Here is a 24783-nt window from a genome sequence, read left to right on the forward strand (position 1 = left end):
GTCCCCGTCTACTTCGAGGGGGCGGGCGGTGTCGGCGTCGTCGTGGTGGGCGCCGCGAGGGGGCTGGCCGCGGCGGACTGCGGCGAGTCCGGGTTGGAGAGCGCGGACGGCGCGGTCATGGACGCCGTCGGGTCGGCCGCGTCCGTCGCCAGGTTCGGCTCGGGCGGGTGGCCGACCAGCTGGATGCCCGCCTCGTCCAGCGCCTTCTTGATCCGCCAGCGCAGCTCGCGCTCGACGCCGAGGGCCTTGCCCGGCATGGTCCGCGCCGAGACCTGGACGATCATCGATTCCAGATAGACCGCGGTGAGCCCCAGCACCTCGATCGGCTCCCACAGCCGCTCGTTCCACGGCTCGTCCTTGGCCATGTCCACGCCGACCTGGTTGATCACCTCGCGGACCCGGTCCAGGTCCTCGTCGGCGCGGATCTGGACGTCGACCCCGGCCGTCGCCCAGCCCTGGCTGAGGTTGCCGATCCGCTTGACCTCGCCGTTGCGGACGTACCAGATCTCCCCACTGTCCCCGCGCAGCTTGGTGACCCGCAGACCGACCTCGATCACCTCGCCGGAGGCCACCCCCGCGTCGACCGAGTCGCCCACCCCGTACTGGTCCTCAAGGATCATGAAGACGCCGGAGAGGAAGTCGGTGACCAGGTTGCGGGCGCCGAAACCGATCGCCACACCCGCCACACCGGCGCTCGCGAGCAGCGGCGCCAGATTGATCTGGAGCGCGGAGAGGATCATCAGCCCCGCGGTTCCCATGATCACGAACGAGGCGACGGACCGCAGCACCGAGCCGATGGCCGCGGACCGCTGCCGCCGCCGCTCGACGTTGACCAGCAGCCCGCCGAGGGCGGTGCCGTTCACGGCCTGGGCCGTGCGGTTCATGCGCTCTATCAGCTTGGTGATCCCCCGCCGTACGACGGACCGGAGCACAAACGCGATCACCAGGATCAGGGCTATGCGCAGCCCCACGCTGAGCCAGGTGGACCAGTTCTCCTCCACCCAGCCCGCGGCGTTGGTGGCGCTCCTGTGCGCGTCGTCCAGCGTCGGGGTCGTGGGACGAGGCGTCGAGTCTGCGGCCAGAGCAGCGGACCAGAACACAGCGGAAACCCTTCGTATGCGGCATGCCCGCGCGGAAGGCGCACGCGCAATTCCTTCACACAGTAGCCGGGCGCGGGAAACCGCCGTTCCTGTGTTCGAGAGCGCGTGAAGGCGCCCGGGGGGGCGCACGAAAGCAGGGTGAACGGCCTCAGCTCGCGGTTTCCGGCGCCGTCCGGGGTCCGAAGATCGTCCAGGCGGACCGGGGGTCGCCAGGGGCCGTGATTCTTGCCACTCCAGTGAGGCTCTAGCGAGCCTCGTGTGCAGTGTGTGCGGGTCGTATACGTGCGGTACGCGGAAATGCCTCTCAACCGTTAACCCGGTGATAGTGGCGTTCCGGCCAGGGTTCAGGGGAAACTGGGTGAGATCGTCCCGGCGCGAGCCACGCGCCGCCGGCGTACAAGGAGGCATCCGTGCCGCATGTCCTGGTCCTCAACGCGTCGTACGAGCCGCTCGGCGTCGTACCGCTCCGCCGCGCGCTCATTCTCGTCCTCAACGACAAGGCCATCAGCCTCGAGGACTCAGGCGCCCTGATGCACAGCGCAACCCGCGCGATCCCCGCTCCCAGCGTCGTCCGGCTGAAGCGTTTCGTGAGGGTGCCCTTTCGCGGGCCCGTCCCGCTCACCCGCCGCGCCCTGTTCGCCCGCGACGGCGGCAGATGCGCCTACTGCGGTGGCGTCGCAACCAGCGTCGATCACGTCATCCCGCGCAGCCGTGGCGGGCAGCACACCTGGGAAAACGTGGTCGCCGCCTGCCGCAGGTGCAACCACGTCAAGGCCGATCGACACGTCGCCGAGATCGGCTGGCGGCTGCGCCATCAACCCGCGCCGCCGTCCGGCCTCGCCTGGCGCATCATCGGCACGGGCCATAGGGACCCGCGCTGGCTGCCATACCTGGAGGCATTCGGCGCGGACGACGCGATGGCCCGGATCGACGGCAAATCCGCCTGAGATACCGGGCTAGCGCTTTTTTGCGACGCGGTGAGCCTCTCGGGCTCCCCCAGCGGTGGCTGGGGGAGCCCGAGCGAGGTGCCGTGCCAGGCGGCGTCGGGAGCCCGGCACGGTCGGCGAGACACCCCCTAGCGCTTGCCCTTCTCCACCGCGTACGCGGCGACCGACCAGAGCGAGTAGCCGAAGCGGGTGCCGCGCTCGATGCCCTGGACGCGGACGAACCGGGTGTTCGGGGCGTCCACCCCCACCATCTCCCGGCCGCCCTTGCCGTCGTTGACGGTCGCCGCCGTACGCCAGGTGCGCCCGTCGGCCGAGACCTGGACCCGGTAGCGCGCGGCGTACGCGTCCTGCCAGCGCAGATCGATCCGCCCGAGGTGGGTCGGGCGGGCCAGTTCGAGCTGGAGCCAGGCGCCGTCCTTCGCGGGGGAGGACCAGCGGGTCCCGGAGTCCCCGTCGATCGCCGCCGAGGCCGGGAAGTCGGGGGTCTCGTCGCCGGACGAGGTTGCCTTCGTACCCTTCGCGCGGGCCAGGTCGGGGCCGCTGGTGCGCGGCAGGGCCCGGACGGTCAGCATGCGCTGCTCCGACCCGAAGCGGACCGGGACGGCGTACGTGCCCGGCTCGGTGTCCTTGTCGACCGAGATCTCGATCCGGGCCGTCGCCGTCGCACCGCGCGGGGCCGTCACAGCCCCGGGGGCCCGGGCCGTGATGCCGCGCGGGGTGCGCAGCTTGAGCTTGTCGTTCACATCGCCGGGGCGCAGCGAGGTCAGCTCGGCCTCGACCGTCGCGGACCGGCCGCCGACCTCGGCGTCCACCGAGCCGCGGGACAGCCGCAGCTCGGCGGCCGGGGTGTCGGCGAACCAGGGGGTTATCTCGTGCACGGTGGGCGGCGCGGTGTCCGCCGCCCAGCTCAGCCGGACCGCGTCGGCCCGCAGGCCCTTGCCGCCGACCTGGGTGAAGCCGTCCGTGGCCAGCGCGCCGAGCCTGCGCCAGCCCTCGCCCGGCACATGGGCCTCGACGGTGCCCGAACCGGCCGCCGACCGGCCGGTGAGCGCCGAGACCGAGGACAGCGGGCGGGTGCGGCCGAAGCGCACGGTGACCGGCTTGCCCGGGGCCACCGTGGTGGTCGCCTTGCCGTCGGCGGCCGCGCGGTCGGCGTCGCGGGTACGGAGCTTCTCCTGACCCGGCCGCTTCACGCCGGACCAGTCGTCCGCCCGGGTCAGGGCCTTCTTCAGGAAGGGGTCCAGCACGCCGTGCCCGACCGTGACCCGGCTGTCCGCGATCTTCTCGCGCAGCCCCTCCACCGCCAGCCGGGCCGTCCACGCCTTGTCGCCGTCGCCGTGCGCCTGGGCGGTGAGCATGTCCACCGCCTGGACGCCCGCGTCGCCGTAGCGCCCGAGCTGCTCCAGCCAGGGCCGTACGTCCTCGCCCAGCGTCTTGGACAGCCGCTCGGGGGCGTCGCGCATGGTGCGGAACGCCGCGCGCAGCCGATCCGCGGCCCGGTCGAGACGCGCCACGTCCGTACCGCCGACCTCCGCCCAGAAGGCGTCGGTCAGGGGCCGCAGATACGCGGACTCGTCGCCGCCGAGCACCGAGGACGCGTCGTTCCCGGCGAGCGCGTGCAGCGCCGCGCGGGTCTTGCCGTCCGCCCCCGCCAGGTCGTCGATGGCCGCCTGCCAGGACTCCTGGGGGCGGTAGCCGCGCGGGTTCCAGGCGAAGTCGGCCGCCGTGAACAGCGGGATGCGGGACGCGGCCGGCTGCTCCATGGCGTTCGCCAGCAGGGCGGCGGACTGGGTGGCCACGGCCGGGTCCCGGCCGGTGTAGGGGCCGAGGAAGATCCGGTCCTGGGCGTAGTCGTTGACCGGGTAGTTGTCCATGGTGACCAGCCGGTGGCCGAAGGCGGCCCGGGCGTCGGCCAGCTCACCGCCGGTGATCGTCCGGGGCACCACCCCGACGCCGGTCCAGGCCACCTCGACGGCGGAGTCCAGCTCGGCGGCGAGCGCCCGCCGGAACTCGGTGTCGCCGTCCTGGTAGTACTCGGTCGGCATCAGCGAGAGCGGGGCCGCGTCCGGGTGCCGCCCGGCGAGGTGGCGGGCGAGCGCGTTGGCCATCTTCGCCTGCGCCTTCGCGGCCGCCCCGGGGCCGGAGCCGAAGGTGTCGGCGTCCTTGCCGCAGTGCCACTCGCTGTAGCTGACGTCCTGGAACTGGAGCTGGAAGGAGCGCACCCCCAGCGCCCACATGGCGTCGACCTTCTTCAGCAGCGCCTTCAGATCGCTGTTCGAGGAGAAGCACATCTCCTGGCCGGGGGAGACCGCCCAGCCGAGGGTCACATGGTTGGCGCGGGCGCGGGTGGCCAGCTCACGGAACTCCTCGCGCCGCTCGGCGGGGTACGGATCGCGCCAGCGGGCCTGGCGGTACGGGTCGTCGCCGGGCGCGTAGAGGTAGCGGTTCTGCTTGGTACGGCCCATGAAGTCCAGCTGGGCCAGCCGGTCCCGCTGCGACCAGGGGGAGCCGTAGAAGCCCTCGGTGGTGCCGCGGACCGCCGTACCGGGCCAGTCGCGGACGGTGACCCCGGCGAACGCCTTGGTGTCCTGTCCGGCCCGCTGGACGAGTAGCTGGCGCAGCGTCTGCACGGCGTGGAAGAGGCCGTCCGGCCCGACGCCGTCCAGCGCGACCGTGGCGCGCCCGTCCACCCGGCCGGTGGCCAGCCGGTAGCCGCCGGACGGCAGATCGCCGCGCTCCGGCGCCCGCAGCGCGCGCAACGCGGTCTGCGCGCCCTTGCCTCCGGCGTGCACCACGAGCCCGCGCGCCGGGGGCGTGCCCCCTGAGGTGACCTCGTCAACCGTACGCACCCCCGCGTCGTGCAGCAGGGCACGCAGCGCGTCCAGCGCGTACGGATCGGTGTCGCCGTCGGCGATCAGCGTGGCCTCGTCGGATATCGCCACATCCGTCCCCTGGGCGCGCAGCGACTGCGGCCGCGGCCAGACGGTCGGCGCGTCCCCCGCGCTGTTCCGGTCCGGTGTGGAGGCCCCGGCGGTGCCGGGATCCACGGGTGCGGCGCTCGCCCCCTGGGCGCCGCCGAGCAGTCCGCCGATGACCGCGGCCGCCATGGCCGTCGCCCCCACTGCCCTCGGCCTCTTCCCCCGGAAGTGCACGGGCGTCTCCTCGATTCAGATAGCTGGCCCCGTCGTATCGGCCACAAAATGCGCCAATCGGCGACGAGCCCACCAGCACGCCGGTGAGGTGTCAACGCGCTTGACCGAACTGTCGGCATTGCCGCAACCGCGGTGGTGCCAACGGATGTGCGCCCCCTGCGCGGCCGCCCCCCGTGCGCCGTCGTGTCGCCCCCGCAAGTCTGACGGATGAAGGCGGGTCCTGTCCGTAAGCTCTGTGTTCCCGACCCCTCCCGGCCGCGAAATCGCCTGTCCCGTGGGTGTGACGTACGGCACGTCCGGGCCCTGTTTACGTCTGCGGCTGGAATGAGTGGGTAGGGCTCGTCATTGACACACTGCCGACACCCCACGGAGGTCCGTGTGGCCGCGTCAGCTCTTCTCCCCGCCGCTATGTCCAAACCCGTGCCCGAAGCCGTGCGCGAGCCGGACCCGTTCGCCGGGGTCTCCGACCCCGACTGCGGACTGTGCGGACTGGACGGTTTCGGGTCCGGTGTCGCCACCGAGGCACCCCTCACCAGCGAACCCCCACTCGCCGACAACGTCCCCCTGACCAGCGAGCCCCCGCTCGCCACCGAACTTCCACTGACCAGTGAGCCGACTGCCGCCGGGACCGGCGTGGGCACAGCCATGGAGCCGATGGAGTACTGATGGGCAGAGCGCGGCTCGCCGAGCTGCACGGTGTCGCCACCTGTTACGAGCCCGCCCCGGGCCGCACCGTCCAGGTGCCCGAGGACACCGTCGTGGCCGTACTCGCCGCGCTGGGCGTGGACGCCTCCACCCCCCGATCAGTGAAAGACGCGCTGGACCGGCACGAGCGCCGACAGCGCGACCGGCTGTTGCCCCCCTGCGTGGTCCTGCGCCCCGGCGGCGCGGCGCGCCCGGCCCTGCCCGACGGCACGGAGCTGCGCCTGCGCATCGAGGACGGCGCGCCACGCGGGTGGGGGCGGGCGGCCGAGGACGGCTGCCGCCGCTTATTACCCATGGGCGCGCAAGCGCCCCCGAGCGCGCCCCCGAGCGCGGAACCGTCACCTGGTACGGAGCTGTCCCTGGGCCCCGCATGGCCCGAGGGAGCCGCATGGCCCCCGGGCGCGAAGGTGCCCCTGGGAACGCACACCCTCATCGCACACGCCCCTGACGGACGCACCGCCACCGCAGCCCTCATCGTGGCCCCCGACCGGATGCCCGCACCCCCGGCCCGCAGCCACGGCTTCCTCGTCCAGCTCTACTCCCTCCTCTCCGCCCGCTCCTGGGGCATGGGCGACCTCGGCGATCTGGCCGACCTCGCCGCCTGGACCGGACGCGCCTTCGGCACCGGATTCATCCAGCTCAACCCGCTCCACTCGGCGGTGCCCGGCACCCCGGCCGCCCCCACCGACCCCTCCCCCTACCGCCCCTCCTCGCGCCGCTTCCCCGACCCCGTCCATCTGCGGGTCGAGAACGTGCCCGAGTACGCCCACCTCGGCGGCGCCGCCCGCGAGCGGGCCGACCGGCTGCTGGAGGCCGCGGCGGCGCTCCGCACGTCCGTCCTGCGCGACGGCGCGCTCATCGACCGGGACGCGGTCTGGGCCCTCAAGCGGGAGGCCCTGGAGCTGGTACGGGCCGTCCCCCTCAGCCCCGGCCGCCGCGCCGCCTACTGCGACTTCCTCGCGGAGCGCGGCCAGGCGCTGGAGGACCACGCCCTGTGGTGCGCGCTCGCCGAGACGTACGGCCCCGACTGGCGCGGCTGGCCCGACGGCCTCGCCGACCCGCGCTCCGCCCGCACCGCCCGCGCCCGGGGCGAACACCTGGACCGCGTCGACTTCCACTCCTGGCTCGCCTGGCTCACCGACGGCCAGCTCGCCGCCGCCCAGCGCGCGGCGCTCGACGCGGGCATGGGCATCGGGCTGGTGCACGACCTCGCCGTCGGCGTGCACCCCTCGGGCGCCGACGCCTGGGCCCTCCAGGACGTCTTCGCCTCCGGCATGTCCGTCGGCGCGCCCCCGGACGCCTTCAACTCCCGCGGCCAGGACTGGGGCCTGCCGCCCTGGCGCCCCGACGCCCTCGCCGCCACCGGCTACGCCCCGTACCGCGAGCTGCTGCGCGGCCTGCTGCGGCACGCGGGCGCGCTGCGCATCGACCATGTGATGGGCCTGTTCCGGCTGTGGTGGGTCCCGGAGGGACGGCCGCCGACCGAGGGCACGTACGTGCGGTACGACGCGGACGCCATGCTCGGCGTGCTCGCCCTGGAGGCCCACCGGGCCGGGGCCGCGGTCATAGGGGAGGACCTGGGGACCGTCGAACCCGGCGTACGGGAGGCCCTGGCCGGGCGGGGCGTGCTCGGGACGTCGGTGCTGTGGTTCGAACGCGACTGGAACGGCGACGGCGCCGCCCGTCCGCTGGCCCCCGAGGAATGGCGCGCCGACTGCCTGGCCACGGCCACCACGCACGACCTCCCCAGCACCGCGGCCCGGCTCACCGGCGACCACGTCGCCCTGCGCCACCGCCTGGGCCTCCTGACCCGCCCCCTCGCCGCCGAGCGGGCCGCGGAGGCGGCCGAGGTCGCCGAGTGGACGGAACTCCTCGGGCGGCTCGGCCTGCTGCCGGAGGGGCCGGGCGACGAGGAGGCCGCGATCCGGGCCGTCCACCGCTTCCTGCTGCGGACGCCCGCGCGGATGGTGGGGGTGTGGCTGCCGGACGCGGTGGGGGACCGGCGGCCGCAGAACCTGCCGGGGACGTGGGATCAGTATCCGAATTGGCGCCTGCCGATCGCTGACGCGGCGGGGCGGCCGATGACCCTGGAGGCCCTGGCGGCCTCCCCCCGCCTCCACGCCCTGATGGCCACCCTGACCGACGCGAATTAGCCCCCGAGGGGAGGGGCCCTGCTCCCGCGCGCCGACGGGGTGGTGGATTTCCCCCACCCCGCCCCTTCCCGAAACCGGGGGCAAGCCCCCGGCCCCCCACCCATGGGGCTCCGGCCCCGTACGCCACCGGGCCGCACCTGGCAGCGAGACCGTCACCGCGCAGCGCCCCCCCCCCGCCGGGGCTCGGCGCCGGTTCGTGGTGGGGTGGGGTGGGGGTAGAGGTGTCATGGACACAACCGCATACCGGAGGGGACCCATGACCGGACGACGACCCGCCCGAAGACTCCGCACCCTCGCCCTCGCCACCATGGCCGCCGCCGCGACGCTGATACCCATGGGCGGCGGAGCCGCCGCCCAGGACGGTTGCGACGCGCCCGTCACCGACGCCCCGCAGCACGTCGTCGAGGTGTGCGACACCCCCGCCCGCATCATCGACAAGGCCGTCCACACCGTCCCCACCCCCGGCCAGCTCGCCTGGCAGCAGCGGGAGGTGACCGCCTTCACTCACTTCGGCATGAACACCTTCACCAACCGCGAATGGGGCTCCGGCACCGAGGACGAGAAGCTGTTCGACCCCGCCGCGCTCGACTTCGGCCAGTGGATGCGCGCGTACAAGGCGGCCGGGGCACGGCAGGTCATGCTCACCGCCAAGCATCACGACGGCTTCACGCTGTACCCCAGCCGCTACACCGGCCACGACGTGGCCGCCAGCCCCTGGTGGACCCGCGGTCCGAACGGCAAGAACCCGGAGGGAGACGTGCTCGGGGCGTACGTGAAGGCGGCCCGGGCGGCGGGGCTCAAGGTCGGGGTGTACCTCTCGCCCGCCGACGGGGCCGAGCTGCCGCACGCCTGGCACGCCCAGTGGGTCGAGAAGGTCAAGCAGAAGCAGGCGAACGGCGAGCAGCTGTCGCTGCCGGAGCGCATGGCGCTGGAGGACGCGGGCCGGGCGCCCGCGGGCCAGGGGCGGTACGGGAACGGCAGCACGCCCACCGAGCGCACCATCCCGACCCTCGTCCCCGGTGACGACCGCGCCGCGGACGTCGCCTCCGGCAAGCTGCCGAGCTTCCGCTACACGGCGGACGACTACGACGCGTACTACCTCAACCAGATCTACGAGATCCTCACCCAGTACGGCCCGATCGACGAGTTCTGGCTGGACGGCGCGAACCCCTGGTCGGGCGCCGGGGTCACGCAGAAGTACAACGTCACCAACTGGTTCCGGCTGATCCACGCCCTCTCCCCGGACACCGTCGTCTTCCAGGGCGCCCAGGGCGTGCGCTGGGTGGGCAACGAGGACGGCGTCGCGCGCGAGACGGAGTGGTCGGTGACCCCGTCCGCCGTCGACCCCTGGACCGTGATCGGCGGCGGGCTGCCCAACGACTCGACCGACGCCGACATCGGCTCCCGCGCGAAGCTGACCGCCCCCGGCGTGAAGTACCTCCAGTGGTACCCGGCCGAGGCGGACGTCTCGCTGCGCCCCGGCTGGTTCCACCACCCCGCCGAGCGCCCCAAGACGGCCGCGCAGCTGCTGTCGCTGTACGAGCGCAGCGTGGGCCGCAACGCGTCGCTGCTGCTCAACGTCCCGCCCGCGAAGAACGGCCGGATCGACGACGCCGACGTGGCCTCGCTGACCGCCTTCGGCGCGGCCGTGACGAAGACCTACGGCGCGGGCCTGCCGACCGGCGGCGGCGACACCGTGACGTTCGACCGGGTGCGGCTCGGCGAGGACATCCGGTACGGACAGCGGGTCGAGGCGTTCACCGTGCAGGCCCGGACCGCGGGGACCTGGCGGGACATCGCCACCGGCACCACCGTCGGCGCGCGCCGCATCCTGGCGCTGCCCACGGCGGTCACCGCCGACGCGGTGCGGGTGCGGGTCCAGGAGTCGCGCGCGACGCCGCGGCTGCTGCCGGTGACCGTCCACCGGGTGCGGAAACCGTAAGGGCGACCCCGCGCACGCGCCCCCCGCAGGCGTCCGATAGCTTGAGCGTGTGAGCAACAAGGTCAAAAAGAACGCCGTGCGCGCCGGTGCCGTCATCGCCGCGACGACGGCGATGCAGCTGATGTCGTCCCCCGCGTTCGCGCTCACCCGCGACGACGGTGACGACCCGGGTCCGGGCCTGAGCGTCGCCGAGACGCTGGGCCTCTTCGTCGTCGCCCCGATCGTCCTGTTCCTGGTGATCGCGGGCCTCGTCATGCTGGGTGACAAGAAGTCCGGTCAGCAGGCCGACTGACGACGGGCGACCGACGACTGACGTACCGACGACTCGCGAGCGATCGACGAAGCGCTGAACGGCGCTGCGAGGGCGCCCCTGGCCGAACCGGCCGGGGGCGCCCTCGTCGTATCCGCGCACCCCTACCGACCCCACTCCGTACGCGTGGTTGCCACACGCGGGTCCTGACCGATTTATTTTCGCTTTAACCTACGGTGTCGTAACCTACGGAGCCGTAGGTAAAGTCCGCCGTACCCGTCCCCAGGAGCTCCGCAGTGACCCTCGCCCCCTCCAGCCGCAACGGACAGGCCGTGTGGAGCGACACCCAGCTCCTGTACGCGCTCGAAGAAGTCGTCGAGACCGAGCTGAACCGGCACCTGAAGGTCGCCAAGGAATGGATGCCGCACGAGTACGTGCCGTGGAGCGACGGCCGCAACTTCGACGGTGTGATGGGCGGCGAGGCATGGGCCCCCGACCAGTCCAAGGTCAGCGACGTCGGCCGGATCGCGCTCGTGGTGAACCTCCTCACCGAGGACAACCTCCCCAGCTACCACCACGAGATCGCGACCCTCTTCGGCCGCGACGGCGCCTGGGGCACCTGGGTGCACCGCTGGACGGCGGAGGAGGGGCGGCACGGCATCGTCATGCGCGACTACCTGCTCACCAGCCGCGCCGTCGACCCGGTGCAGCTGGAGCGGTTCCGCATGGAGCACATGGGTGAGGGCTTCGAGTCCGACAACAACCACAGCATGCTGCACACCGTGGCCTACGTCGCCTTCCAGGAGCTGGCCACCCGCATCTCGCACCGCAACACCGGTCACCACTCGGGCGACCCGGTCTGCGACCGGATGCTGGCGCGCATCGCCACCGACGAGAACCTGCACATGATCTTCTACCGGAACCTGCTCTCGAAGGCGTTCGAGCTGGCCCCGGACCAGACCATGTGCGCCGTCCGCGATGTCGTCGTCGGCTTCCGGATGCCCGGTCACGGCATGCCCGGCTTCGAGCGGGCCGCCGCTCAGATAGCGATCGGCGGCATTTACAACCTGCGCATCCACCACGACGACGTCCTCCAGCCGGTGCTGCGCTTCCTGAAGGTGCTCCAGATCGGCGGGCTCGGCCCGGAGGGGCTGAAGGCGCAGGAGGAACTGGGCCTCTACATGGGCGGCCTGGACGAGCAGGCCACCAAGTTCGACGAGCGCCGCGAGGCGCTGCTGGCCCGGCGCAGGGCCCGTGCCGAACGGGATTGATCACTCTGGCACCATCGGGTGATGGTCGATCATCCTTCGCACGGGACGTCCGGCGCGGCACCCGAGGAAAACCGTGACGCGGCCGCCGAGTTGCGGGCCGCGGCGGCGGCCGGGGAGCCGGGCGCGTACCGCCGGTACGCGGAACTCCTCACCGGGCGCGGGCAGTTGGACGAGGCCCTGCCCTGGTGGGCCAGGGCTGCCGACGCCGGTGACGCGGACGCCTCGCGCACCCTCGCGACATGCCACCAGGACCGCGGCGACTTCGCCGAGGCCGAACGGTGGTACCGCACCGCCGCCGACCGCGACGGCGGCTGCGCCTTCGGCCTCGCCCGGCTCCTCCAGGAGTCGGGCGACCCGGCCGGTGCGGAGCAGTGGTACGGGCGCGGCGCGGCCCTCGGCAGCGTCGCCTGCACGACCAGTGGCGCCCTGATGCTGGCCGCCCGGGGCGCGTGGGACACCGCCCTCGAGCGGCTGGCCGAGGCGTCAGCCGAGGGCGATGCCACCGCCACCCGCGCCCGCAAGGCCATCGAGGCCCTGCTGGACGAGCTGGCGGGCTGGCGCGACGCCCTCGCGGCGGCGGAGGCCGCGGGCGACCCCGACGCCGCGTACGAGGCGCTGCGCGGGCTGCTCGACCCGGAGCGGGCGGGGATGTACGACACGTATCCGCACCTGGTCGCCGAGGCCGAGGCGCTGTACGCCCGCGCCGCCGGGGTCGGCAGCGTCAAGGCCCTGGTCGACCAGGCCATCTTCGTCGCCCGTGACGCCGCCCGCGGGGACGAGGCCCGCGCCCTGGTCGAGCGCGCCCATGAACGCGGCTACGACGGCGCCGCGTTCGTGCTCGGCGTCTGGGCCGAGGAGCGCGGCGAGCTACGGGACGCGGAAGCCTGGTACCGCACCGCCGACGACGCGGACGGCGGCCACTTCTGGGCCTGCTACAACCTCGGCGTGCTGTGCACGCGCCAGCGGCGGCTGGACGAGGCCGAGGAGTGGCTGCTGTCCACCGGCATCGACCCGGAGCACTGGGATCCGTTCTCGGAGAGCGAGGAACGCGTCATCAGAGCCCTGGAAGACGTCGCCGCCATCCGCGACGACCCCGGACGGCACGGCTCCGCCCAGTGGCGCGACCGCCTCCCCGCCCTGCGCGCCCGCGCCCTGGACGGCGGCGGACCCGACGCCTGGTACGCGTACGCCGAGGCCCTCGACCACATCCACCGGCTCCCCGAGGCCGCCGAGTCGTACCGCAAGGCCGGTACCCCGCGCGCCCTCCTCGCCCTCGGGCGGATGCTGCACCGGTCCGGCGGCGCCAAGGGCACGCTGATGGTGCCGTACTACGAGCCCGCGGCGGGCGAGGGCGACGCCACCGCCGCGTACGACATCGGCCGCATCCACGAGGAGGCCGGAGACCCGCGCACCGCCGAGATCTGGTTCCACCGCGCCGCCGGGCTCGGCCACGGGGGCGCCGCGTGGTGGCTCGGCCGGACCTCGGAGGAGCGGGGCGGCGACCCGCAGCAGGCCGAGCGGTGGTACGTACGCGCCGCCCGCACCGGCCTGGTGCCACCCGCCTTCCTCGCGGGCCGCAGCATGGTCCGGCGCGGCGCCCATGCCGAGGCCGTGCCGCTGCTGCACGCCGCCCATGACGGGGGCCATGCGGAGGCCGCGTACTGGCTGGCCAAGGCCGTACGGGGGCTGGGGCGCACGGAGGAGGCCGAGCGGTGGCTGCGGACGGCCGCCGAACGCCACCCGCAGCTCCTCCGCGACTACGGCCCCATGGCCCGCCTGGCCATCCCCGACCCTGTGGACCAGTAACCCCGTTTGTAGGCAATCGTCCCGCTGGGCGGGACGGGTGGGCACAAACGGCCACCGGGCCGCACCAGGCCCCGAAACCCTGGCCGCGGACGGCCTGTCGTACGGCCACCGGGCCGGTGCGGTGCCGCTGGGTGCGACCTGAGCCATCGTCGCCGTCCGCGGGGCGGTGGGTGGGTTACACCCACCGCCCGCAACTGGGTCAGCTTGCCGCCGCGTCCGCGGCCCGCGCCTTGAGCGCGCGGTCGACGCCCGCCCGCGACTCGGTCACCAGCCGCCGCAACGCCGCACTCGGCTCAGCCGCCTCCAGCCACGCATCGGTCGCGTCCAGCGTGGCCTGGGACACCTGGAGCGCCGGGTACAACCCCACGGCGATCTGCTGCGCCATCTCATGGCTGCGGCTGTTCCAGACGTCCTTGACCGCCGTGAAGTACTTCTCGGCGTACGGCGCCAGCAGCTCCCGCTGATCGGTCTGGACGAACCCCCCGATCACCGCCTCCTGCACCGCGTTCGGCAGCTTGTCGGCCTCGACGACCGACGCCCACGCCTCCGCCTTGGCGGCCTCCGTCGGCCGGGCGGCCCGCGCCGTGGCGGCGTGCCGCTCGCCCGCCGACGTCTTGTCGCGCTCCAGCTCGGCGGCGATCTCGGCCTCGTCGGCGCGCCCGGTCGCGGCGAGCCGCTCGACCAGGGCCCAGCGCATCTCGGTGTCGACGGCCAGCCCGTCGATGGTCTCGCTGCCGTCCAGCAGCCCGGCGAGCAGGTCGAGCTGGGCGTCCGTGCGGGCCGTCGCCGCGAAGGCGCGGGCCCAGGCGAGCTGGTGGTCGCTGCCGGGGGCGGCGGCGCGCAGGTGCTCCAGCGTGGCGTCGGTCCACTGGGCGAGCCCGGTCTCGCGCCACTCGGGCGCGGCGTACAGCTCGAGCGCGAGCTTCACCTGACGGTGCAGGGACTGCACCACGCCGATGTCGGACTCCTTGGCCACCCCGGACAGCACGAGCGCCAGGTAGTCGCGGGTGGCCAGCTCGCCGTCGCGGGTCATGTCCCAGGCGGAGGCCCAGGACAGGGCGCGCGGCAGGGACGCCTCGAAGTCGCCCAGGTGCTCGGTGACGACGGCCAGGGAGTCGGCGTCGAGCCGGACCTTGGCGTACGAGAGGTCGTCGTCGTTGAGCAGGATGACGGCGGACCGCTTGGTGCCGACCAGGCCGGGCACCTCGGTCAGCTCGCCGTCCACGTCCAGCTCGATCCGCTCGGAGCGGACCAGCTTGCCGGTCGCCGAGAGGTCGTAGAGCCCGATCGCGATGCGGTGCGGCCGCAGCGTCGGCTCGCCCTTGGCGCCCGTCGGAAGCGCGGGGGCCTCCTGCCGGATCGCGAAGGAGGTGATGGTGCCGGAGGCGTCCGTGGCGATCTCCGGGCGCAGCACATTGATGCCCGCGGTCTGGAGCCACGCCTTCGACCAGGTCTTGAGGTCCCGTCCGCTGGTCTCCTCCAGCGCGCCGAGCAGATCGCTGAGCCGGGTGTTCTTGTAGGCGTGGCGCTTGAAGTACGCCTGCACACCGCGGAAGAACTCGTCCATGCCGACGTACGCGACGAGCTGCTTGAGCACGCTCGCGCCCTTGGCGTACGTGATGCCGTCGAAGTTGACCAGGACGTCGTCCAGGTCGCTGATCTCGGCCATGATCGGGTGGGTGGACGGCAGCTGGTCCTGCCGGTAGGCCCAGGTCTTCATGGAGTTGGCGAAGGTGGTCCACGAGTGCGGCCACTTGCTGCCCGGCGCGTACGCCTGGCAGGCGATGGAGGTGTAGGTGGCGAACGACTCGTTCAGCCACAGGTCGTTCCACCACTCCATGGTGACCAGGTCGCCGAACCACATGTGGGCCAGCTCGTGGAGGATCGTCTCGGCGCGCACCTCGTACGCCGCGTCCGTCACCTTGGAGCGGAAGACGTACTGGTCGCGGATGGTGACCGCACCAGCGTTCTCCATCGCGCCCGCGTTGAACTCCGGCACGAAGAGCTGGTCGTACTTGGCGAAGGGGTACGCGTAGTCGAACTTCTCCTCGAACCAGTCGAAGCCCTGCCGCGTCACCTCGAAGATGGCGTCCGAGTCCAGGAACTCGGCGAGCGAGGGGCGGCAGTAGATGCCGAGCGGCACCGACCGGCCGTCGCCGCCGTCCCAGCTGCTGTGCACGCTGTGGTACGGGCCGACGATGAGCGCGGTGATGTACGTCGAGATGCGCGGCGTCGGCTCGAAGCGCCAGACGTTGTCCTTGGGCTCGGGCGTCGGCGAGTTGGAGATCACCGTCCAGCCCTCGGGCGCGGTCACGGTGAACTGGAAGGTGGCCTTCAGGTCCGGCTGCTCGAAGCTCGCGAACACCCGGCGGGCGTCCGGCACCTCGAACTGCGTGTAGAGGTACGCCTGCTGGTCGACCGGGTCGACGAAGCGGTGCAGCCCCTCACCGGTGTTGGTGTACGCGCAGTCGGCGACGACCCGCAGCTCGTTGTGCCCGGCCAGCAGCGACGGCAGCGCGATCCGCGAGTCCTGGAAGACCTCGGCGGGGTCCAGGACGTCCCCGTTGAGGACGACCTCGTGCACGGCGGGCGCCACCAGGTCGATGAACGAGGACGCACCCGCCTCGGCGGCGTCGAAGCGCACCGAGGTCACCGATCGGTAGGTGCCGCCCTCCTGCGCGCCGCTCAGATCCAGCTCGATGTCGTACGCGTCCACGGTGAGGAGGCGCGCTCGCTCTTGCGCTTCCTCCCGGGTGAGGTTGGTACCAGGCACGTCGGCTCTCTCCCGTTCGTCATGTGCGGTATGTGCGGTACGCCATGCGTCAGGCGGATTGCCATCCTCGCACGTCGGAGGCGTTCGGCGCCGGTACATGAGCCGGTACACGGGGCCCCGGAAACGCCGGAGGGGGAGCGGCCGGAGCCGCTCCCCCTCCAGGGGGCGTGCGGGCGTCAGCTCAGGTCGGCCGCCACCAGCTCGGCGATCTGCACCGCGTTCAGCGCCGCGCCCTTGCGCAGGTTGTCGTTGGACAGGAACAGCGCGAGGCCGTTCTCGACCGTCTCGTCCACCCGGATGCGGCCCACGAAGCTCGGGTCCTGGCCCGCGGCCTGGAGCGGGGTCGGGATGTCGCTGAGGGCCACGCCCGGGGCGCCGGCCAGCAGCTGCACGGCCCGCTCGACGCTGATCGGGCGCTCGAAGCGGGCGTTCACCTGGAGCGAGTGGCCGCTGAAGACCGGGACCCGGACGCAGGTGCCGGAGACCTTCAGATCCGGGATCTCCAGGATCTTGCGGCTCTCGTTGCGGAGCTTCTGCTCCTCGTCGGTCTCCAGCCGCCCGTCCTCGACGATCTTCCCGGCCAGCGGGAGCACGTTGAAGGCGATCGGGCGGGCGTAGACCTCCGGCTCCGGAAAGTCGACCGCCGCACCGTCGTGGGTCAGCTCGGCCGCGCGCTCGGCACCCTTGCGGATCTGGTTGTCCAGCTCGGCGACACCGGCCAGCCCGGAGCCGGAGACGGCCTGGTAGGTGGTGGCGACCAGGGCGGTCAGCCCGGCCTCCTGGTGCAGCGGGCGCAGCACCGGCATGGCCGCCATGGTGGTGCAGTTCGGGTTGGCGATGATGCCCTTGGGACGCTGCACCGCCGCATGCGGGTTGACCTCGGAGACCACCAGCGGAACGTCGGGGTCCATGCGGAAGGCGGAGGAGTTGTCGATCACGACCGGGCCCTGCGCGGCGACCTTCTCGGCCAGCGCCCGGGAGGTGGCGCCGCCCGCGGAGAACAGCACGATGTCCAGCCCCGAGTAGTCGGCCGTGGCCGCGTCCTCGACGGTGACCTCGGTGCCGCCCCAGGGGAGCGTGCGCCCTGCGGAACGGGCGGACGCGAACAGCCGCAGCTGGTCGGCGGGGAAGTCGCGCTCGGCGAGTATCCTCCGCATCACTCCGCCGACCTGGCCGGTCGCTCCGACGATTCCGATCCTCATATGAACCCTTTTCCTTGGTTGTGTCTCGTGATGGCGCCTACCCTTCCGGCCAGTGTCTCAGGCCCCGCCGTGACCCTTCCGTGACCAACGCCACGCAGGTCGGGTGCCCCGCGGCGGGGGCCGGGCTTCCCGCGCGAGTGAACACGAAGTGAGCGGAAGAATTCCTGTTCACGAGGGTGCGATGGCCGTTTTCTTCACGAAGATCGACGTGAGGAGATCGGCGACCGGCGTTGCCATGTCGTTCACTCCCAGGCCATCCCCGATGCCAACGATCCGAAGTGAGGACAGCCGCCGCTGTCCACCCGCTTCGCGAATCACTCGGGGAGAGATCGCGCATGTCCCGCATACGGTCCGCCGCCTCCGCGGTCGCCGCGCTCGACCGTCGCACCTTCCTCACCGCCGCGGCAGCCACCGGCGCCACGGCCGGCCTCGGCATCGCCTTCGGCCCCGGCAGCGGATCGGCGAAGGCCTCGCAGCCCGCCACGGCACATGCCGCGGGAGCCAGGGTGGCCCAGGCGCCCGCCGCCCCCTCCAAGGCCGGGACCACGCTGGAGACGTTCTCCGCGCCGACCACCGGCTCCGGCGGCTACCGGCGCCTCGGCGACGGTCCGGCCTGGGACCGCCGGGTACGCACCGACATCACCGGCGCCAAGGCGGGCCGCGAGGACCGGCGCACCGCGCTCGCCTCGTTCGTCCAGCTGACGGACCTGCACCTGACGGACGTCCAGCACCCGCTGCGCTACGAGTTCCTGCGCTCCGGGCGCACCGGCGCCTGGCGCCCCCACGAGGCGCTCACGGTCGTGGGCCTCACCTCCCTCATCGAGCGGATCAACGGACTGCGCGGCGGCCCCGCCACCGGCGCCCCGCTCTCCTTCGTGATGACCACCGGTGACAACACCGACAACAACTCGAAGATCGAGCTGGACTGGTTCCTCACCGCCATGAACGGCGGCCGGATCACCCCCAACACCGGCGACCCGCGCCACTACGAGGGCGTGCAGAACAGCGGGCTCAAGGAGTTCTGGCACCCCGAGCAGGCGCTGCGCGACTCCGACAAGCAGCTCGGCTTCCCGCGCATCGAGGGCTTCCTCGACGCCGCCCTGCGCACCGTCAACAGCCCCGGGCTGCGCCTGCCGTGGTACTCGACCATCGGCAACCACGACGATCTGGCGGGCGGTGTCTACTCGTTCGGCGCCGACTACCTCGCGGACATCGCGACCGGCAAGCGGAAGCTCCAGCTCATCCCGGCCGACGAGGCCGCGGCGATCTACAAGGGCCAGCGCAAGGGCGCCGACCCCAAGGGCGCCGACATGAAGGCGCTGGTGGAGGCGCACGCCAAGGAGATGCGCACGGTCACCCCGGACGAGCGCCGCGCGCCCTTCACCCAGAAGGAATACCTCGCCGCCCACCTCGACCCGCTGGCCGCCGGGCAGAGCCCGGTCGGCCACGGCTACACCAAGGCCAACCTCGAAGAGGGCACCCTCTACTACTCGTTCCGGATCGCCGAGAACGTCATCGGCATCAGCCTGGACACCACCGACCCGGGCGGCCACTACACCGGCTCGATCGGCACCGCGCAGCTGAAGTGGCTGGAGCGGACGCTGAAGGAGCACAAGGACGACTACGTCATCGTCTACAGCCACCACTACAGCGACAGCCTGAACAACATGAACGCCGACCCGTCCCGCCCGGGCGAGGCCCGGCACGGCGGCGACGAGGTGGTCTCCCTCTTCAAGAGCAACCCCCACGTGGTGGCCTGGATCAACGGTCACAGCCACCAGAACGAGATCACGCCGCACGACACCTTCTGGGAGATCACCACCGCCTCCCACGTCGACTTCCCCCAGCTGGCCCGGGTCATCGAGGTCGTCGACAACCACGACGGCACGCTGTCCCTGTTCACCACGCTCATCGAGGCGGCCGCCCCGCGCCGCACCGACTTCGAGGACCTGTCGCAGACCGGGCTCGCCGCGCTCTACCGCGAGCTGGCCTTCAACGCGCCCGGCGCCAGCCAGACCCTCGCCGGTGACCCGGACGACCGCAACACCGAGCTGCTGCTGCGCAAGCCCTGAGCGCCCCCTTCAGCGCGGCAGCAGCATCACATAGGGAGCCGGGCCGCGGTCGGCGGACGCGATCAGCGCCGTACGGACCACCGCGGCCTGCTCCTCCAGGCCCTCCCGGAGCCGCTTGGGCGTGACGCGCACGACCGTGATGCCCATCCCCTCCAGATGCTCGCGCCGCCGGGCCTGGGCGGTGCCCGGAACGGGCCCGCCGTGGCGCGGCCCCCGGGCGTCGATCTCCAGCGCGACGCCCTGGTCCCGCCAGTACGCGTCCACCCCGCCGAGCGCGGGCCCGCTCGGCAGCCGCAGCTCCACGTTCCACAGCGGCTCGGGCAGGCCGTAGCCGCGCACCATGTCGTACAGGCGGCCCTCGGCGATGGCCCGCCCCTCGGCGAGCAGCGCGTCCACGGCGTCCATCACATGCGGCCGGGACAGCAGCCGGGCCGCGCTCAGCTCCGTGACCACGGTCGCGGCGTCACAGTGCCCCTGGCGCACGGACTCGGTGAGCAGCGCGCGCACCGTCACCGCGTCGGAGAGCCGGGCGACGGCGTCGGCCAGCGCCCTGGCCACCGGGGCGACGGGCATCCCGGCGCGGTCCTGCGGCGGCGGGAGGGGGTGGGCGCGGACGAACCGTACGAAGCCGGTGGAGCGCAGCCGCCGGGCGCGCGGCACCAGCACGTCGATGCGGTCGAGGGAGGCCAGCGGGGGAGCGGAGGAGAAGTGGTGCAGGGCGAGCGCCGCGAGCCCGGTGATCATCGCCTCGCCGTGCGGGCCGTCGCCCGCGGAACCCCCGGTGCCGTGCCCTGTCCCGTGGCCGGTCCCGTGACCGGTGCCGTGGTCGGCCGCGTGGCCGCGGCTCGCGGTGTAGAGCAGCGCCGCGTACAGCCGCTCCTCGCCGGTCGGCGGACCCGGGTGCAGCAGATGCACCCCCGGCAGCATCCGCTGCCAGGGGCCGCCGGGGCGGCAGCGCTCGGCGGTCTGGGCCGCGGTCACGCCGTGCTCACGCAGCTGACGCGACGTCAGCACTCGGCGGCGGGCGTCGGAGAGGTGGTGGAGGGGGCGGGGCGACAGCGGTGTGTTGTGGTTCATGACCCCGCCATTCCCGCCCGCTCCACCCCGCTCACCGCTGTGACAGAACCGTCGACAAAACCGGACAACACCGCACTAAAGTACGGCAGTTCGAATGCCGAAAGGGCCCCCGCCGCGAGCGCTTACCCGGCGGCCCGCGCGTCGCACTCCTGCCCGCGCAGGGTCCGCGCGAGGTCGTCGCGGGACTCCAGCACCAGCCTGCGCAGCGCGGACGGCGCCGCCGGATGGCCGGTCAGCCAGGCGTCGGCCGCGGCCAGGGTGGTCGCGTCGCCCTGCGTGGACGGGAACATCCCGCGCATGATCGCCATGGCGATCTCGATCGACCGCTCCTGCCAGATCCGCTCGATCGCCGCGAAGTAGCGCGGGGCGTACGGGGTCAGCAGCTCGCGCTGGTTCGGCTGGTCGAAGCCCGCGATGGTGGCCTCCACCAGCGCGTTCGACAGCCGGTCGGAGTCCATCACGGCCGCCCATGCCTCGGCCTTGACCGCGGCCGAGGGCCGGGCGGCCAGCGACCGCACCTGATGGCGCTTGCCGGACGCGGTGTCGTCGCGGGACAGCTCCGCCGCGAGCGCCTTCTCGTCGGCCTCGCCCTGCGAGGCGAGCGACGCCAGGAACGTCCAGCGCAGCTCCTGGTCCACATCGAGCCCGTCGATCCGGGCCGAACCGTCCAGCAGCCCGCGCAGCATCCGCACCTCGGCGTCGCCGGAGGCGACCTGGGCGAAGAAGCGCGCCCAGGCGAGCTGGTGGCCGCCGCCCGGCGCGGCCAGCCGCAGCTCGCGCAGCGCGCCCTCGGCGATCCGGCCCCCGGCCTCCGCGCGGCGCTCCGGCGCGCTGTAGTGGTGCAGCGCGGACAGTGCCCACGCCTGGACCGTCTGGAGCACGCCGATGTCGGTCTCCGCCCCGGCGAACCGCTCCACCAGCGTCAGATAGTCGCGGGCGGGCATCAGCCCGTCCCGGGTGAGGTTCCACAGCGCGGACCAGCACAGCGCGCGGGCCAGGGGATCACTCAGCTCGCCCAGATGCTCGCGCAGGGTGTCCAGCGAGACCTCGTCGAAGCGGACCTTGCAGTAGGTGAGGTCCTCGTCGTTGACCAGGATCAGATCGGGCCGCTCGGCCCCGGTCAGCTCGGCCACGACCGTACGGGGGCCGTCGACGTCCACCTCGGCGCGGGCGTAGCGCACCAGCGCCCCGGGGCGCTCCCCGGCGGCGGCCGGGTCCCTCCGGTACAGCCCGACCGCGACCCGGTGCGGGCGCAGCGTGGGGTGATCCCCGGACCCGGCTTCCTGGACGATGGCCAGCTCGGTGATGTGCCCCTCGGCGTCGTAGACGGCCCGCGGGGTGAGCACATTGACGCCCGCGGTCTCCAGCCAGGCCCGCGACCAGGCCGCCATGTCCCGCCCTGAGGTCTCGGTGAGCACCGACAGCAGATCGGTCAGCCGGGTGTTCCCGTACGCGTGCCGCTTGAAGTAGCGGCGGGCGCCCTCCAGGAAGGCGTCCTGCCCGGCGTAGGTCACCAGCTGCTTGAGCACGGACGCGCCCTTGGCGTAGGTGATCCCGTCGAAGTTGAGCTTGGCGTCCTCCAGATCCCGGATGTCGGCCGTGATCGGATGGGTGGACGGCAGCTGGTCGGCCCGGTACGCCCAGGCCTTGCGGCGGTTGGCGAAGGTGACCCAGCCGTCGGTGAAGCGGGTCGCCCCGACCAGCGCGAAGGCCCCCATGAAGTCGGCGAACGACTCCTTGAGCCACAGGTCGTCCCACCACTCCATGGTGACCAGGTCGCCGAACCACATGTGCGCCATCTCGTGCAGCAGGACCGTGGCCCGGTGCTCGTACGACGCCTGGGTGACCTTGCCGCGGAAGACGAACTCCTCGCGGAAGGTCACGCACCCCGGGTTCTCCATCGCGCCGATGTTGTACTCCGGCACGAACGCCTGGTCGTACTTCCCGAAGGGGTACGGATAGTCGAAGTGGTCGTGGAAGAAGTCCAGGCCCTGCTTGGTGACCTTGAAGATGTCGTCCGCGTCGAAGTGCTTGGCGAGCCCCTTGCGGCACAGCGCGCCGAGCGGGATCTCCAGCACCGAGCCGTCCGGCTGGGTGCGGCGGTAGCGGTCGCTCACGTAGTGGTACGGGCCCGCGACGACGGCCGTGATGTACGTCGAGATGGGCAGCGTCGGGGTGAAGCGGGTGGTCGCGGCCCCGTCGCCGTCGCCGGACGGCTCGGTACCGGCGGCCGTCCCGTTGCTCAGCACCGTCCAGCCCGCGGGGGCGGTCACCGAGAAGGTGAACGGCGCCTTCAGGTCGGGCTGTTCGAAGTTGGCGAAGACCCGGCGGGCGTCGGCCGGTTCGTACTGCGTGTACAGATACACCTCGCCGTCCTCGGGGTCGACGAAGCGGTGCAGCCCCTCGCCGGTGCGGCTGTACGCGCACCGCGCGTCCACCACCAGCTCGTTGTCCCCCGCCAGCCCCTCCAGGGCGATCCGGGCCCCGTCGAACACGGCCGCCGGGTCCAGCTCCCGCCCGTTGAGCCGCACCGCGAGAAGCTCCGGCGCCACCAGATCGGCGAAGGACGCGGCCCCCGGCTCGGCGCAGCGGAAGCGCACGGTCGTCGTCGAGCGGAAGGTGCGCGGTCCCGGTCCGGTGTCCGCCCCGACCGCGGACCGCAGGTCGAGGGACACCTCGTACGCGTCCACCGCCAGCAGCCTCGCCCGCTCGCGGGCCTCGTCACGGGTCAGGTTCTCACCGGGCACGTAGCGGCTCCCCTCGTGTTCCGTCTCGCCTTTCGGACAGCGGGAATCATGTCATGGGGCACCGACAGGCGGCATCGGGGAATGGTCCCCGAGCCCGGCCGCGTTGTGCGAACGAGATAACTCTTTACCCACGCGTGTCCGCCTGAGGAGAGACCGTGACCGAGACCGAGACCGTCAAGACTCCCGCTGATTTCTGGTTCGACCCGCTGTGTCCCTGGGCCTGGATGACCTCGCGCTGGATGCTCGAGGTGGAAAAGGTCCGCCCGGTCGAGGTGCGCTGGCATGTGATGAGCCTCGCCGTCCTCAACGAGCCCAAGATCGACGAGCTGCCCGAGCAGTACCAGGAGCTGATGAAGACCGCCTGGGGCCCGGTCCGGGTCTGCATAGCCGCCGAGCAGAAGCACGGCAGCGATGTCCTCGGCCCGCTCTACACCGCCCTCGGCACCCGCTTCCACAACCAGGGCCTGGAGAAGAACCGCGAGACGATCGTCGCCGCCCTGGAGGAGGCCGGACTGCCCGCCGACCTCGCGGACGCCGCCGACTCCGACGCGTACGACACCGAGCTGCGCGCCTCCCACAAGGCGGGCATCGACCTCGTCGGCCAGGAGGTCGGCACCCCGGTCATCGCGGTCCCCGGCTCGGACGGCGAGCAGATCGCCTTCTTCGGCCCGGTCGTCACCCCCGCCCCCAAGGGCGACGCCGCCGCCCAGCTCTGGGACGGCACCCTGATGGTCGCCGCCATCCCCGGCTTCTACGAGATCAAGCGCACCCGCACGGTGGGCCCGATCTTCGATTGACGCCCCCCTCACGGCAGGGCCCCCGCGCGACTCGACCGCGCGGGGGCCCTGTTTTTCCGCCTGCCCGTGAAGGTTGAGAAGACGATCACGTGAGCAGGAGGTCTCCTACGGCGCGAGCAGCAGATTGTGGGCGCGCTCCTTCGCCGCGGTGTAGCGGCGGGCGACATCCTGCCAGTCGACGACCTTCCACATCGCCTCGATGAAGTCGACCTTCTGGTTCTTGTACTGGAGATAGAAGGCGTGCTCCCAGGCGTCGAACACCAGGATCGGCACCGACCCCTGCCCCACGTTCCCCTGGTGGTCGTACACCTGCTCCACCACCAGCCGCCCGCTCACCGGCTCGTACGCCAGCACCCCCCACCCCGACCCCTGGGTGGTCGCCGCCGCCTTCGACAGCTGCGCCTTGAACCGGCCGAAGGACCCGAAGTGCTCGGCGAGGGCATCGGCCAGTTCGCCCACCCCGTCCGCCGCCAGCGGCTCACCGCCACCGTCGCCGGTCATGTTGGTCCAGTAGATGCTGTGCAGGATGTGGCCCGACAGATGGAAGGCCAGATTCTTCTCCAGCCCGTTGATCGACCCCCACTGATCCTTGTCCCGCGCCTCCGCAAGCTGCTCCAGCGTGTCGTTCGCGCCCTTGACGTACGTGGCGTGGTGCTTGTCGTGATGCAGCTCGATGATCTCGGGGCTGATGACCGGCGCCAGCGCCGCGTAGTCGTACGGAAGTTCAGGAAGTGTGTAGATGGCCATGCCGAGCCCTCCGGACCTCTTATTGCACATCACTTGCAACTG

16 protein-coding genes are annotated in these 24783 nt (G+C 72.5%); 9 read left to right on the top strand and 7 right to left on the bottom strand.

Annotated features, from left to right (window positions below; all coding sequences use genetic code 11):
• Positions 1-8: 8 nt before the first annotated feature.
• Positions 9-1100, bottom strand: coding sequence for a mechanosensitive ion channel family protein (locus ACH4TL_RS20840; RefSeq protein ID WP_398316626.1), 1092 nt, complete (start codon positions 1098-1100; stop codon positions 9-11).
• 410 nt (positions 1101-1510) lie between these two features.
• Here ACH4TL_RS20840 and ACH4TL_RS20845 point away from each other — a divergent pair, with 410 nt between their 5' ends.
• Positions 1511-2047, top strand: a complete 537-nt coding sequence (locus tag ACH4TL_RS20845; protein WP_361481753.1) for an HNH endonuclease — start codon at positions 1511-1513, stop codon at positions 2045-2047.
• Between the two features lie 128 nt (positions 2048-2175).
• Here the strand turns inward: ACH4TL_RS20845 and ACH4TL_RS20850 are convergent, their stop codons facing one another.
• Positions 2176-5154: a beta-N-acetylglucosaminidase domain-containing protein gene (locus ACH4TL_RS20850; protein ID WP_398316623.1), complete on the bottom strand. Its 2979-nt coding sequence runs from the start codon at positions 5152-5154 to the stop codon at positions 2176-2178.
• Positions 5155-5607: 453 nt separating this feature from the next.
• Here ACH4TL_RS20850 and ACH4TL_RS20855 point away from each other — a divergent pair, with 453 nt between their 5' ends.
• From ACH4TL_RS20855 to ACH4TL_RS20880, 6 genes are all read left to right on the top strand, one after another.
• Positions 5608-5865, top strand: coding sequence for a hypothetical protein (locus ACH4TL_RS20855; protein WP_398316621.1), 258 nt, complete (start codon positions 5608-5610; stop codon positions 5863-5865).
• Complete coding sequence (malQ, locus tag ACH4TL_RS20860) at positions 5865-8057, top strand: 4-alpha-glucanotransferase (protein WP_398316619.1); 2193 nt, start codon at positions 5865-5867, stop codon at positions 8055-8057. Before ACH4TL_RS20855 ends, malQ begins: the two co-directional genes overlap by 1 nt.
• Before the next feature lie 256 nt (positions 8058-8313).
• Positions 8314-9999 (top strand): alpha-L-fucosidase, encoded by a 1686-nt coding sequence (locus ACH4TL_RS20865; RefSeq protein WP_398316617.1) that lies wholly within the window; start codon positions 8314-8316, stop codon positions 9997-9999.
• 49 nt (positions 10000-10048) lie between these two features.
• Positions 10049-10291, top strand: a complete 243-nt coding sequence (locus tag ACH4TL_RS20870; RefSeq protein ID WP_398316615.1) for a hypothetical protein — start codon at positions 10049-10051, stop codon at positions 10289-10291.
• 254 nt (positions 10292-10545) lie between these two features.
• A complete protein-coding gene (locus tag ACH4TL_RS20875) occupies positions 10546-11520 on the top strand; it encodes an acyl-ACP desaturase (RefSeq protein ID WP_398316613.1) in 975 nt (324 codons plus the stop codon).
• Positions 11521-11541: 21 nt separating this feature from the next.
• Positions 11542-13326: a tetratricopeptide repeat protein gene (locus ACH4TL_RS20880; RefSeq protein WP_398316611.1), complete on the top strand. Its 1785-nt coding sequence runs from the start codon at positions 11542-11544 to the stop codon at positions 13324-13326.
• Between the two features lie 199 nt (positions 13327-13525).
• Here the strand turns inward: ACH4TL_RS20880 and pepN (ACH4TL_RS20885) are convergent, their stop codons facing one another.
• Both pepN (ACH4TL_RS20885) and ACH4TL_RS20890 read right to left on the bottom strand, forming a co-directional pair.
• Complete coding sequence (gene pepN, locus ACH4TL_RS20885) at positions 13526-16099, bottom strand: aminopeptidase N (protein WP_398316609.1); 2574 nt, start codon at positions 16097-16099, stop codon at positions 13526-13528.
• A gap of 176 nt (positions 16100-16275) precedes the next feature.
• Positions 16276-17301 carry an aspartate-semialdehyde dehydrogenase gene (locus ACH4TL_RS20890; protein WP_398316607.1) on the bottom strand — a complete coding sequence of 342 codons (1026 nt, stop codon included), beginning with the start codon at positions 17299-17301 and terminating at the stop codon, positions 16276-16278.
• A gap of 335 nt (positions 17302-17636) precedes the next feature.
• Here ACH4TL_RS20890 and ACH4TL_RS20895 point away from each other — a divergent pair, with 335 nt between their 5' ends.
• Positions 17637-19373: a TIGR03767 family metallophosphoesterase gene (locus ACH4TL_RS20895; RefSeq protein WP_398316605.1), complete on the top strand. Its 1737-nt coding sequence runs from the start codon at positions 17637-17639 to the stop codon at positions 19371-19373.
• A gap of 9 nt (positions 19374-19382) precedes the next feature.
• Here ACH4TL_RS20895 and ACH4TL_RS20900 read toward each other — a convergent pair whose 3' ends face one another.
• Positions 19383-20450 (bottom strand): hypothetical protein, encoded by a 1068-nt coding sequence (locus tag ACH4TL_RS20900; RefSeq protein WP_398316603.1) that lies wholly within the window; start codon positions 20448-20450, stop codon positions 19383-19385.
• 122 nt (positions 20451-20572) lie between these two features.
• On the bottom strand, positions 20573-23197 hold the full coding sequence (gene pepN, locus ACH4TL_RS20905) for an aminopeptidase N (protein ID WP_398316601.1): 2625 nt from the start codon (positions 23195-23197) through the stop codon (positions 20573-20575).
• 155 nt (positions 23198-23352) lie between these two features.
• Between pepN (ACH4TL_RS20905) and ACH4TL_RS20910 the strand changes: the two genes are divergently transcribed.
• A complete protein-coding gene (locus tag ACH4TL_RS20910; RefSeq protein ID WP_398316599.1) occupies positions 23353-23994 on the top strand; it encodes a DsbA family protein in 642 nt (213 codons plus the stop codon).
• 105 nt (positions 23995-24099) lie between these two features.
• On the opposite strand, the gene ACH4TL_RS20915 is transcribed toward ACH4TL_RS20910, so the two are convergent.
• Positions 24100-24741, bottom strand: a complete 642-nt coding sequence (locus ACH4TL_RS20915) for a superoxide dismutase (protein ID WP_398316597.1) — start codon at positions 24739-24741, stop codon at positions 24100-24102.
• Positions 24742-24783: the final 42 nt, after the last annotated feature.

This window comes from Streptomyces sp. NPDC021115 (assembly GCF_044333065.1).
GTDB lineage: Bacteria > Actinomycetota > Actinomycetes > Streptomycetales > Streptomycetaceae > Streptomyces.